General features: G+C 32.3%; 10 protein-coding genes. 6 read left to right on the forward strand and 4 right to left on the reverse strand.

All coding sequences use genetic code 11. From position 1 onward, the window contains the following. The first annotated feature begins 58 nt into the window (after positions 1-58). Entirely contained in the window at positions 59-3,280 is a 3,222-nt protein-coding gene (gene ccsA, locus RCH19_RS09200; RefSeq protein WP_343022973.1) for a cytochrome c biogenesis protein CcsA, read from the forward strand. 476 nt (positions 3,281-3,756) lie between these two features. On the opposite strand, the gene RCH19_RS09205 is transcribed toward ccsA, so the two are convergent. Both RCH19_RS09205 and RCH19_RS09210 read right to left on the reverse strand, forming a co-directional pair. Next, positions 3,757-4,545, reverse strand: coding sequence for an anti-sigma factor (locus tag RCH19_RS09205; protein WP_343022974.1), 789 nt, complete (start codon positions 4,543-4,545; stop codon positions 3,757-3,759). Beyond that, on the reverse strand, positions 4,545-5,075 hold the full coding sequence (locus tag RCH19_RS09210; RefSeq protein ID WP_121926411.1) for an RNA polymerase sigma factor: 531 nt from the start codon (positions 5,073-5,075) through the stop codon (positions 4,545-4,547). The genes RCH19_RS09205 and RCH19_RS09210 overlap by 1 nt, the downstream gene beginning before the upstream one ends. A gap of 230 nt (positions 5,076-5,305) precedes the next feature. Between RCH19_RS09210 and RCH19_RS09215 the strand changes: the two genes are divergently transcribed. From RCH19_RS09215 to RCH19_RS09235, 5 genes are all read left to right on the forward strand, one after another. Further along, positions 5,306-5,956, forward strand: coding sequence for a DUF4331 family protein (locus RCH19_RS09215; protein WP_121926410.1), 651 nt, complete (start codon positions 5,306-5,308; stop codon positions 5,954-5,956). A gap of 72 nt (positions 5,957-6,028) precedes the next feature. Continuing rightward, positions 6,029-6,583 (forward strand): DUF4331 family protein, encoded by a 555-nt coding sequence (locus RCH19_RS09220; protein WP_343022975.1) that lies wholly within the window; start codon positions 6,029-6,031, stop codon positions 6,581-6,583. 96 nt (positions 6,584-6,679) lie between these two features. Next, positions 6,680-7,975: a hypothetical protein gene (locus RCH19_RS09225; protein ID WP_343022976.1), complete on the forward strand. Its 1,296-nt coding sequence runs from the start codon at positions 6,680-6,682 to the stop codon at positions 7,973-7,975. 7 nt (positions 7,976-7,982) lie between these two features. Next, the gene (locus tag RCH19_RS09230; RefSeq protein WP_343022977.1) at positions 7,983-10,196 is read left to right on the forward strand and encodes a TonB-dependent receptor; all 2,214 of its coding nucleotides are present in this window, start codon (positions 7,983-7,985) and stop codon (positions 10,194-10,196) included. 140 nt (positions 10,197-10,336) lie between these two features. Next, complete coding sequence (locus RCH19_RS09235) at positions 10,337-10,927, forward strand: glutathione peroxidase (RefSeq protein ID WP_343022978.1); 591 nt, start codon at positions 10,337-10,339, stop codon at positions 10,925-10,927. 76 nt (positions 10,928-11,003) lie between these two features. On the opposite strand, the gene RCH19_RS09240 is transcribed toward RCH19_RS09235, so the two are convergent. Both RCH19_RS09240 and RCH19_RS09245 read right to left on the reverse strand, forming a co-directional pair. After that, entirely contained in the window at positions 11,004-11,954 is a 951-nt protein-coding gene (locus RCH19_RS09240; RefSeq protein WP_343022979.1) for a tRNA-dihydrouridine synthase family protein, read from the reverse strand. 106 nt (positions 11,955-12,060) lie between these two features. Next, positions 12,061-12,558: an N-acetyltransferase family protein gene (locus RCH19_RS09245; RefSeq protein WP_343022980.1), complete on the reverse strand. Its 498-nt coding sequence runs from the start codon at positions 12,556-12,558 to the stop codon at positions 12,061-12,063. Position 12,559: the final 1 nt, after the last annotated feature.

Raw genomic sequence — 12,559 nt, forward strand, 5'->3', positions numbered from 1 at the left:
TGGAAGTCAACAATTTTGAGTACTTTTGTGGCAATTTAAAAAACGTAATCCCATAAAAATGGATAAAAAAATATTTTCTTTTTTGTTTTCTACACGATTAATGGCTTTTTTATTTATATCCTATGCCGTTGCGATGGCTACTGGAACTTTTATCGAAAGTAAATACAATACAGATACCGCGAAAATTTTAATTTACAATGCATGGTGGTTTGAAGCTATTCATGTGTTTTTTGTTATCAATTTTATTGGTAATATCAAACGATACCAATTATTGAAGAAAGAAAAGTGGGCAACTTTAATACTCCATTTATCTTTCATCTTTATAATTTTGGGTGCTGCCGTAACCCGTTATATTAGCTATGAGGGAATGATGCCGATACGTGAAGGTGCTTCGGAAAACCAAATTTATTCTGATAAAACTTTCCTCACTGTTTTTGCAGATGGAGAGTATAAAGGCGAAATGAAGCGTAGAGTTTTTGAAAAGCAAGTTTTGCTTTCTCCAGCTACAAACAATAATTTTAGTATGTCTGAAAATTTTGCAGATACTAAGTTTGAAGTAGAGTATGAGAACTTTATTATGGGTGCAAAGGAATATATCAAGCCTGACGCAAAAGGTATTTTATATTTGAAAATTGTAGAAGCCGGCGACGGTGGACGTCATGAACATTTTCTAAAAGAAGGTGAAGTGCAAAATATACATAATGTTTTGTTTGCACTGAATAAACCAACTGATGGAGCGATAAATATTACAACCACAGGAAGTGCATACACGATTCAAACTCCTTTTGAAGGTAACTTTATGCGAATGGCTGACAAGCTAGAAGGAACAGTTACAAAGGACAATGTACAGCCGTTAATGATGCGATCTTTATACACCATCGGCGAGATGCGTTTTGTTTTTCCGGACGAAGCCGTGAAAGGTATTATGGATTATGAATCAGATAATGATTACAAAGCTAAAACTCATGAAGACGCTTTAACAGTGAAGTTAATGGCTGAAGGTCAAGAAAAAATAGTAACGTTAGTTGGTTCGAAAGGTAAAATAGGAGACTCTAAAACGGTAAAAATAGGGAACATTGATTATACTTTTTTCTACGGAAGTAAAGCTTACATTTTGCCATTTAAGGTAAAATTGAATGATTTTATTGCGCAGAAATATCCGGGAACAGAAAAAAGTTACTCTTCTTTTGAAAGTAAAGTTACTGTCGAAGATGAAAAACCATTTGACGCTCACATTTATATGAATAATGTATTAGATCACAAGGGATATCGTTTCTTCCAGTCGGGCTTTGATCCAGATGAAAAAGGAACAATTTTATCTGTAAATCATGATTTTTGGGGAACAGCTTTGACTTATATCGGTTACTTTTTATTGTATTTTGCAATGATGGCTATTATGTTTACGAAGCATTCTCGATTTACAGATATCAAAAGAAAACTAGATGTTGTTAAAATAAAAAAGGCTAAACTTTTAACACTCTTAATGTTATTGTTATGTTTTAGCGGCTTTGCTCAAGAACCTGCGCATGATCATGCCGACCATGAAGGACATGCACATACTGAAGCAGCCACAGCACCTGCAGAAGCTGCACCAACAACACATGAAAATCATTCGAAGAAAACATTAAGTCAAGATGAGCTTCAAGCTTTAATTGCAAAATTTAAAGTTCCAGAAGCGCATGCTGAAAAGTTTGGTCGTCTTGTAATTCAAGATGGAGGCGGTCGAATGAAACCTATTAATACTTTTTCATCTGAATTACTGAGAAAAGTTAGCCATGCTAATAGCTACAAGGGAATGAACTCTGATCAAGTTTTCATGTCGATGACACAATATGCTAGTTATTGGATAGAGATTCCGATTATTTATATCAAAAGTGGAAATGACAGTATTCGAAAGATTATTGGAATTGACAAAAATGCAGAATTTGCTCCATTTGTATCATTTTTTGATGATAAAGGAAATTATAAACTTTCTAAATATCTGGAAGAAGCATTCAAATCAGCGAATCCAAATCAATTTGAGAAAGATTTTATTGAAACGGATAAAAAGGTAAATTTAATGGAGTCTGCTTTAAGTGGTAGAATCCTAAAGATTTTCCCAATTCCAGAAGATAAAAATAACAAGTGGGTTTCGTTTTTAGAGCTGAATGAGGCTGGATTAAAAGGAATGGAAGCAACGTATACTAAAAACGTGTTGCCATTGTATTTTGGATCATTAGCTAACGCAGCTAATTCTAATGATTACAAAACCGCTGATGAATTATTAGAAAGTATCAATGGTTTCCAAAAGCGTTTTGGAAGTAAAGTAAGGCCCAGCGAAGAAAAAATTACTTCAGAGGTTTTGTATAATAAGTATGATGTATTCCAAAAATTACCTTATTGGTATGTTTTTGCTGCAATATTGATGCTGTTTTTTACTATTCTAAAGATATTTAAAGAAAGAAAAGCATTAAATTATTTAGTTAATTTCATGCATATTGTAGTGCTTGTATTATTTATTTTGCACACCGGAGGATTAATAGCGAGATGGTATATTTCAGGACACGCGCCATGGAGTAATGCATATGAATCCATTATATATGTTGCATGGGCAACTATGTTTTTTGGTTTAGCATTCGATATTAAATCGAAGCTTACTGTAGCGTCTTCAGCATTTGTTACGGCAATGATTTTAGCTGCAGCATACATGAACTGGATTGACCCTGAAATCGCTAATTTACAACCTGTACTTAACTCATATTGGTTAATGATACACGTTGCAGTTATTGTAGCTAGTTATGGTCCATTTGCATTAGGAATGATTTTAGGATTTGTTTCATTGCTTTTAATTTTCTTTACGAATGAGAAAAACAAAGCTAAAATGGATTTAAATATTCAAGAGATTACTTATATCAATGAACTTGCGCTTACTATTGGTTTAATAATGTTAACAATAGGAAACTTTTTAGGAGGACAATGGGCCAACGAAAGTTGGGGACGTTACTGGGGATGGGATCCAAAAGAGACTTGGGCATTGATTAGTATCATGGTGTATGCTTTTGTAATACACATGAGGTTTGTTCCTGCATTACGAGGTAAATGGATCTTTAACCTGATGAGCATGTTTGCTTTCGTATCTATTTTGTTCACTTATTACGGTGTAAATTTCCACTTAGTTGGATTACACTCTTACGCAAGTGGAGAAGCACATTCACTTAATTGGATTTGGTATTCTTTAGGAGCCATTACCGTTATAGGAGCTTTATCATATCCTAAGTATAAAAAGTTCTATAAGAAATAAGCAGTTATAGTTTTAATAAGAAAAGGTTCAACTTCACGGTTGGACCTTTTTTTGTTAGATGAAATTTTGAATAGTAGTAATTGTTAAAATCCTGGTGCAGCTTTAAGTATTTATCAAAAGTCAGCTACTCCAATTGTCTCGCTGCATATGTTTAATCATTAGTGCATGTACTACTTGAAACGTTGCCAGCTTGACCAAGTAAATACTGATAAATTAGTTTAAAAAATTCATGTTATTAATTGAACGAAAACTTAAATCTGTCTGCATTAATAACAAAGACGATTAGCTTGTCTAATTGTAATGCTTTAGGTATTTAAAGGTTTATCAATATTAACGTCGAGACAATTTCAGCTTGACAAACTTGCTCATTTTGAGAAATGAATACGGCAAGTCAGATAAAAGTTGTAGAATTACTATTCCATAAAAAAAGGTCCAACTATGAAGTTGAACCTTTTTCTCTTTAACTAAAAGATAATTTAGACTTTTCCTAAAGCATAAAGTTTTTCCATTGTAGGAGTTAAACTCCCACCCGCAGGCTCTAATGTAATTCCAAAAGCTTCCGCTTGATCAGCATTATTAACTGCAAATAATTTTTGGTCATTTGAATTAAAGTTCTCTAGTAACCCAATACTTGTTGGAGTTAAAGGACTTAATTTCAGAGCCCAAATTTGGTAAACCATTCCCTCTGGAGGTTCTGGTAAACCAGCGGCATCAATGTAAACTACTTTTGTATCTTGATTCCAATATACTTTTGCTGTTGACTCTGGAGAAACTGCTTGTCCGCCAAGAGCGACAACAGTATTCTTAGTATCTCTAACAACCGCTAAACTTGTTTCGCTTGCTGCATTTTTAATTTCGAGCATTTTTAGATCTTTTTCTAATTTAGCTTTATCATTAGTTGCACTCGCTACTTGATTAGACGTTACTTGCATCTCATTATATTGATAACCAATTCCAACTAACAATAAAACTGCAGCCGCCCAACCTATGTATTGAGACCAGTTGCTTGTTGGTTCTAATTCAATAACTTTTGGGCTATGCTTCAGCTCTAATTTTTCTTTAATTTTTTCATAATTGGCCACAGAATGAAACGGTGAGAAGCTAGCTGATAAAGCAACAATTGCCTTTTCAATTGCTATAATCTCTGTGTTAATTTCTGGGTTATTTTTTGCCATAATAGCAACTTCTTCGCTTTCAGTTTCACTTAGTAAACCGTAAACATAGAGTTCCAAGACACCTGATTCAATATATTCTTTTGTTTCCATTATACTTTCAAATAATTTCGTAGATCGTTAATACAATTCCTATTTTGCGTTTTTACTGTTCCTAAAGGAATTTCTAACTCGTCCGAAGCTTCTTGTTGAGTGTAGCCTTTAAAAAACAGTAAATCTATTATTTGAATACATTTTGGTTTCAGTCTTTTTACAAATTCCTGTAGTCCTATTGTATCCACTTTGTCGACTAGTTTCGAACTGTCTTCAAAGTGATTTACGAAATTATCTGAGGAAAGGTTTTTTTGACTGTTGTTAAAGTTTTTTGAACGCAACTTATCTATGGAGGTATTTCTTGCTATGTTTAGGATCCACGTATAGAAACGTCCTTTACTTTCGTGATAAGAATCTATATTTTTCCAAATCTTTACAAATACTTCCTGAAGAACATCTTCTGCTTCCTCTCTATTCTTTACAAGAACATTAATAACAGAAAATAGACTCTTAGAATACATATCATATAAATGTGTAAACGCTCGCTCATCTTTTTTGTAAATTAATACCAATAGTTCATCCTGACTCATATACTTTAATTTTACTAATGCAAACTTAATACATTCTTAATAACAATACTGAAATATGTAACAATCACTACTACAATAATTATAGTTTAAAATTTTTTGTATTTTATTTAACTATTTAAGTAATTGATTTATAGATATTTAAAAAATAATTTGGTTTTTTTTTAAGTTTTTTAAAACCATATCGACTACTTCTGCGTAAATGACTTTATAATCTTTTAAAAATTAACAAAATGAACAAAACAAAAATGATTTTAGGTCTATCGCTGGTGGCGATTTCAGGCTTAGTTTTAGTTGCAGCGGATCACATAGATGCTCCAGCAGTAACAGGTAATTCTGCAGACATTGCTGATATGTTTGCATTTCAAGGTCAAAATACTAGTAATATGGTATTTGCTGTAACTACGCAAGGATTGCTAAGTCCTAATGCAACAGGAGCTGCAAAATTTGACGAAAACATGATGATTGAGATTAACATTGACAACAATGGTGACAATGTTGAAGATTTGGTAATCCAAGCGATTAGAAAAAATGACAAAATGTACTTCTTTGGACCCGTTGCTCCTGGAACGCCTGGAACAAAAAGTACAATTAAAACAAATGCAGCTGCAGGAAGTGTAGCGATTTCATCTTATGGTAGTACTGCAATCACTGCAGAACAAAATGGTATGAAATTTTTTGCTGGTCCTAGAGATGATCCATTTTTCTTCGATTTAGGTCAATTCCAAAAAATTCTTGGAGGAACAGCTACAGGTTTCAACAATCCAGGTGTTGATACTTTTGCAGGAACTAACGTAATGGCAGTTGTTGTTGAAGTTCCAAAAACAATGTTAGGATCTTCAAGCACTATTAATGTTTGGTCTGAAACTAAGAAAAAACAATAAAGTATTTTATTAAAAAAGTAAAAACATGAAATCTGCTTTTAGAGATTTCGAAACAAATTAAATTCAAATATCATGAGTAAAACAAATAAATTCAAAATTATTACAATCGCGCTAGTAGCTGCAGTTGTATCTGTGAATTGCGACGATAGCGATTCTAACGGAAGCTCGATGACAAACCCTGATTTTTCAGGAACTTTTGTTCAACAAGATCAAACAGCTAGACCAGCGATTAACACAGTATTTGTAGCAGCAGGTCAACCTAAAGATGATTTTAATGCTGCGATTCCTTCAGCAATGGGAGCTAAATATCAACCAATCTTTCAAGCGAGATTGATGGCTTTAAATCCGGCTTTCACAACTAATGCATTAGGTCAGAATGCGTCACAATTATCAGGTCTTTTAGCGACTGACGTTTTAAACGTAGACAAAACAAAGAAAACTACATTCTTTGATGGAACTAATGTTTTAACAGGTAGAGCTTTAGCGGATGATGTAATTGACGTAGAATTATTGCTAATTTTCGGTGGATCAGCAGGAACTTCAAATCCAGGTCTTACTAAAGATAATGTAAACGCAAACGATAAACCTTTTGCAGCAGCTTTCCCTTACTTAGCAACTGCTTGGTAATATTTATAGAGAGGAACAGAGCGTTTTTTTAATTTACGCTCTGTTTTTTTTCAAACAAAAACAAACAAACAAACAAACAAACAAAACAATTAGAGTATGAAAACTTTAAAAATAATTCCATTTTTGGTTTTCACAATCCTATTTATATTCGGTTGCGAGAAAAAATCAGAACAGATTACCACTACAGAAGATTATAATAAATACCTAAATATAAAAGATAATAAATCAGTCACATTTGCAAATAATGAAATTGATTTTTGGCAAAAAAAATATGATGCTGCTCCTAACCAGCCGAGCTATCTAGGTCAACTCGCTTCAAATTATGGTGTTTTATTCGAATATACTGGGAATATAAAAAATTTATATAAATCAGAAGAATTACTACTTCAAGCAAATGAAGAATATAACTATTCTAGAGTTTCTACGATCCGTTCTTTAGCTCGAAATTATATTTCTCAGCACCGTTTTAAAGAAGCTTTAGTTCTTGCTAACAAAGCACTTGCAATAGGTGAGGGGAGAAAAGAAACTGAAAAACTTTTGTTTGATGTTCAAATGGAACTAGGTAATTATCCTGAAGCAGTTAAAAATTTAAATTCGATTAAAGATCATCAGGATTTTGATTATTTAATTCGCCTAGCGAAATGGAATGATCATAGGGGAGATTTAGAAACTGCAATCACATTTATGGAAAAAGCGAAAGATATCGCTGAAAAATATGACAATAAGTCTTTAAAAATATGGTCCTATTCTAATTTAGGTGATTTTTACGGTCACGCTGGTAGAATTGAAGATTCTTATAATTCTTACTTAAAAACTTTAGAACTAGATCCTAATTTTACTTATGCATTAAAGGGAATTGCTTGGATTGTATTTTCGAAAGAAAGAAATACTAAGGAAGCAAACCGAATTATTGATGCAATCGCTGCAAATCATAATACTCCAGATTTCTATTTATTGAAATCTCAAATTGCTCAATTTGAAGGAAATAAACAAGAGGAATTGAAAAATCGTAATGCTTATTTTTCTATGATGGAACAAAATAATTATGGTGCAATGTATAATAAGTATAATACACTGATTTACGCAGATGACAAAAATACTGCTCAAAAAGCGCTTGATATTGCTAAGATTGAAGTCGATCACCGCCCTACTGCTGACTCTTATGATTTACTTGCATGGTCTTATTTAAATGTAGGTGAACCTAAAAAAGCGCTAGAGATTGCTCAGCGTCATTTAGTTGGGAAATCATTTGAGCCAAAGGTTCAATATCATTTGGCAATGATTTACAAATCAAATAATTTAGCCGCAAAAATAGCACCAATTAAACAAGAATTAAGTGGCAGTTTGTATGAACTGGGACCTAATTTTGAAAACAAAGTAAATCAATTGTAGTAGTATCATGAAGTATCTTATTTTAATAATTATGACGCTTTTGGGTTTTTCGGCTTATAGCCAAATTCAAAAGGGTAAAGTATTAGACAGTGATGGAAATCCAGTCGAAAATGCATATTTAGTGAACACTAATTCAGAGAGTCACGCACATACAAATGAATTTGGAGCATTTAGCTTAGATAAAACCGTTGAAGGGAATATTATTAAAGTTACCGCTTTAGGATATAAAAAATCAAATTTCACAATGATGGCTTCAGATAATATCATTGTTATGGAAGATGATATTTTTAGACTAAATGAAATTGTTATTCAACCTAAGCTTTCAGCAATGAATGTTATTTCTAAAATTGATTTGCAAACTACACCTGTAAATTCTTCGCAAGAAATTTTAAGAAAAGTTCCAGGTTTGTTTATTGGTCAACATGCTGGAGGAGGAAAAGCAGAACAAATATTTTTGAGAGGTTTTGATATTGATCACGGGACAGACATTGCAATTTCTGTAGATGGAATGCCAGTTAATATGGTTTCGCACGCACATGGTCAAGGATATGCTGATCTACATTTTGTAATTCCAGAAACGGTAGAGAAAATAGATTTTGGTAAAGGAACGTATTACGCGAACAAAGGTGATTTTGCAACAGCAGGTTACGTTGCTTTTCAAACTAAAGATAAAATTGAAAAAAGTAGTATTGGTGTAGAAGTTGGTCAATTCAATACTTTTCGTACAGTTGGTTTATTTAATCTTTTAGGAAATCAGAAAAATCAGAGTGCTTATATAGCGACTGAATACATATTGACAGACGGTCCGTTTGACTCGCCACAAAATTTTAATAGAATCAATTTATTAGGTAAGTATTCAACTATTTTAAGTGATAACAGCAAACTTTCTGTAATGGGGTCTCGCTTCAATAGTAAATGGGATGCATCAGGTCAAATTCCGCAACGTCTTATTGACAACGGGACAATTTCAAGATTTGGATCAGTTGATGATACAGAAGGTGGTAAAACTTCTAGAACAAATTTTAATGTGAGTTGGAGCAAGCCTATTGATGAAAATACATTTTTTAAAGCAAATGCTTTTTACTCTAATTACCAATTTGAATTGTATTCTAATTTTACATTTTTCTTAGAAGATCCTATTAATGGTGATCAAATCAAACAGAAAGAGTACCGAGATATCTACGGTTTGAATGCAGAATTGAATAGAAAAACCAAATGGAATGACGTAAATGTTTTATTACAATATGGTGTAGGCTTCCGGTCAGATGCCACAACAGATTCAGAGCTTTCACATACTTTAAATAGAAAAACTGTTCTTGAAAATATTAAATTAGGAGATATTGACGAGTCGAATATGTTTTCATACGTTAATTCAGAATTCAATTTTGGAAAACTAATGATTAATCCAGCCATTCGATTAGACTATTTTAAATTCAATTACCAAGATAAGTTAAACGTTAATTACACTAACGAATCAGAATCGAAAGTTAAATTTTCTCCAAAATTAAATTTCATTTATTCAGAGAATAATAATTTACAGTTTTTTGTAAAGTCTGGAATTGGATTTCATTCAAACGATGCTAGAGTAGTTGTTGAAAATAATGGTAAAGAGATTTTACCTACTGCCATTGGAACAGATATTGGAACAATTTGGAAACCGTTTCCACGATTAATCGTTAACTCTGCTTTATGGTATTTATATTTAGAACAAGAGTTTGTTTATGTAGGTGATGCTGGTATTGTTGAACCAAGCGGAAAATCAAAACGTATGGGAGCAGAGTTAGGACTTCGTTATCAGTTAAATGACTGGTTGTATTTTGATGCTGATGCTAATTACACGTATGCAAGAAGTATTGATGAGCCAAAAGGAGAAAATTATATTCCCTTATCTCCTGATTTTACAACAACGGGAGGATTAAGTTTCCAGAAAATAAATGGATTTTCAGGTGGAATTAGATACAGATATTTAAAGAATCGTCCTGCTAATGAGGATAATTCAATTGTTGCAAAAGGATATTTCATTTCTGATTTAAACGTTAATTACCAATACAAAAACATCAATTTTGGTGTCGCTGTAGAAAATATATTTAATACAGAGTGGAATGAAACTCAGTTTGCTACTGAGTCAAGATTACAAAACGAACCGAATAGCGTGGAGGAAATTCACTTTACTCCAGGAACGCCATTCTTCATGAAAGGAAAAATTACTTATACTTTTTAAGTTTGTTTTTTTAAGATTTGTTGTTTATTTGTTTGGGAGTCTGATATTGCAAAATATCAGGCTTCTTTTTTTAACGACTGTTTAACTAAAATAAGTTTTGTTGAGACAAATAATTGTTTAATTTTATAAAAAATTTGAATATGAAAAATCTAGTATTAATTGCAACTTGCGCTTTATTTATGTTTAGCTGCCAAAATCAGGCTCAGTCAAAAAAAACAAAAACAAATATGAGTGCAACAGCAACCGTAGCAAAAGAAAATATTTATCAATTTAAAGTGGAAGATTTATCGGGAGATACTTTTGATTTTGCTTCTCTAAAAGGTAAAAAAGTAATGATTGTAAATACTGCTTCAAAATGCGGTTTGACTCCACAGTACAAAGATCTTGAAGCTACATATAAAGAATATAAAGATAAAGGTTTTGTAATTGTAGGTTTTCCAGCAAATAACTTTGCTTCACAAGAACCGGGAAGTAATGAAGAAATTGCTGTTTTTTGCGAGCAAAACTACGGAGTTTCTTTTCCAATGATGGATAAAATTTCTGTGAAAGGTGATGACATGGCTGCTATTTATCAGTTTTTGACTCAAAAATCTAAAAACGGTTTACAAGATTCTACTGTAGAGTGGAACTTTCAAAAATATTTAATCAATGAAAATGGAGAGTTAGAAAAAGTTATTTCTCCAAAAACTTTAGTTACTTCACCAGAAGTAATGGATTGGATTAAAGCATAATTACATTTGCTCTAAACAAAAAAGCGATTTTCAGGGAAACTGAAAATCGCTTTTTTATTTATAGGTCTTTTGTAACTTAAAACTTTTCGTTTCTAAAAATTTCAGCAACGGCTGCTTCGTAGTTTCGGATGCTTTGTGCTTTTTTAATTTTCTTTAAAACCTTGTGCGGGTTTGAGAATGTCGCAGAAAAGTACTCCCACAAATGATACATTTTTAATAGAATATGAGTAGAACCAGATAAAGATTCACTGTAAATAGCATAAAGAGTGTCGTGAAATGCATTGAATAATTCAATTTTATTTTCAGGATATTCAGTAGTGTTATTCTTAATCATGCTTGGTAAAAATGGATCAGAAATTAAACCTCTTCCTATCATCCAGTGATCAATAGTAGGAAAACGCTGCTGCATCTCATGAAACTTAGCTACGGAAGTAATATCGCCATTATAATATAACTTGTGTTTTGTATTATCAATACAATGCTGAAAAGCATCAAGGTTTACGCCGCCTTTATAGAGCTGTTTACCTATGCGTGCATGTATAGCAATATTTTTAATTGGGTATTTATCTAGTACTGGTAATGCCTCTAATATCTCTTCGCTGTTCTCGTATCCTAAACGCATCTTCATAGATACAATAATATCAGATTCTGTATGAGCTCTTTCTAATACATGATTTATTTTTTCAGGATTACTGATCATACCAGAACCCATTCCAGATTTGGTCACCATAGGATACGGACAACCCAAATTCCAATTTAATTCTTTATAGCCTAATTCACGAACATATTTAGCAACAAATAAAAACTCATTAGCATCATTTGTAATAACTTGTGGTATTACTTCTAAATCAAGATTATTCTCAGGAAGAAGATCGCGATGGTAAGAAGGTTTAATAACCATTTTGCCATTCAATCGAATGTATGGCGAATAAAAAGTATCGATTCCTCCAAAAAGTTTATTCTGTGCATTTCTGAAACGAAAGTCGGTAAATCCCTGTAAAGGCGATGAAAGTAAGGTGTAGTCCATGAAATTTTTAGTTATGCAAATATACGGTAAAGTATCAAGTGATAAAATGAAAATTTTTATAGTGTAATATATTTAAATTTTCATTTTACTTCAATTCTTAACTTATCTATTCTAAAATCAATTGCATAAAAACGGAATGTAACCAGCGATCAAATTTATATCCTGATTCTTTAATTATGCCAACAGTTTTAAATCCGAATTTTTCATGAAATTCAATACTACTTTGATTTTCTTCATCTATAACAGCAATCATCGTATGAAGTTTTTGCTCTTTGGCAAGAGTAATTAGTTCTTTAAGCAAGAATTTCCCAATGCCTTGACCGTGATTTTCTTGATTTACATAAACAGAATGCTCCACTGTAAATTTATAAGCTTCTCGAAAACGAAATTCACTATACATGCCAAAGCCTGCGACAATCCCGTCAATCTCTGCTACAATAACGGGGAATCCTTTTGCAATTTTATCCTCTAAAATTAATTTTTGCTGCTCGAATGTTCTAATGGTGTAATCGTATATTGCAGTAGAGTTTAAAATGTTGTAGTTAATAATTTCTAAAATCGCTTGGGTATCATTTAGAGTGTATGGTCTAATTTTAACAGACATA

The organism is Flavobacterium sp. PL12, from assembly GCF_039123485.1.
Classification (GTDB): domain Bacteria; phylum Bacteroidota; class Bacteroidia; order Flavobacteriales; family Flavobacteriaceae; genus Flavobacterium; species Flavobacterium weaverense.

Bases quoted from the DNA above. Each gene is read 5' to 3' on its own strand.
- ccsA (WP_343022973.1), top strand. From the start codon at position 59: ATGGATAAAAAAATATTTTCTTTTTTGTTTTCTACACGATTAATGGCT.
- RCH19_RS09205 (WP_343022974.1), bottom strand. From the start codon at position 4,545: ATGGAAACAAAAGAATATATTGAATCAGGTGTCTTGGAACTCTATGTT.
- RCH19_RS09210 (WP_121926411.1), bottom strand. From the start codon at position 5,075: ATGAGTCAGGATGAACTATTGGTATTAATTTACAAAAAAGATGAGCGA.
- RCH19_RS09215 (WP_121926410.1), top strand. From the start codon at position 5,306: ATGAACAAAACAAAAATGATTTTAGGTCTATCGCTGGTGGCGATTTCA.
- RCH19_RS09220 (WP_343022975.1), top strand. From the start codon at position 6,029: ATGAGTAAAACAAATAAATTCAAAATTATTACAATCGCGCTAGTAGCT.
- RCH19_RS09225 (WP_343022976.1), top strand. From the start codon at position 6,680: ATGAAAACTTTAAAAATAATTCCATTTTTGGTTTTCACAATCCTATTT.
- RCH19_RS09230 (WP_343022977.1), top strand. From the start codon at position 7,983: ATGAAGTATCTTATTTTAATAATTATGACGCTTTTGGGTTTTTCGGCT.
- RCH19_RS09235 (WP_343022978.1), top strand. From the start codon at position 10,337: ATGAAAAATCTAGTATTAATTGCAACTTGCGCTTTATTTATGTTTAGC.
- RCH19_RS09240 (WP_343022979.1), bottom strand. From the start codon at position 11,954: ATGGACTACACCTTACTTTCATCGCCTTTACAGGGATTTACCGACTTT.
- RCH19_RS09245 (WP_343022980.1), bottom strand. From the start codon at position 12,558: ATGTCTGTTAAAATTAGACCATACACTCTAAATGATACCCAAGCGATT.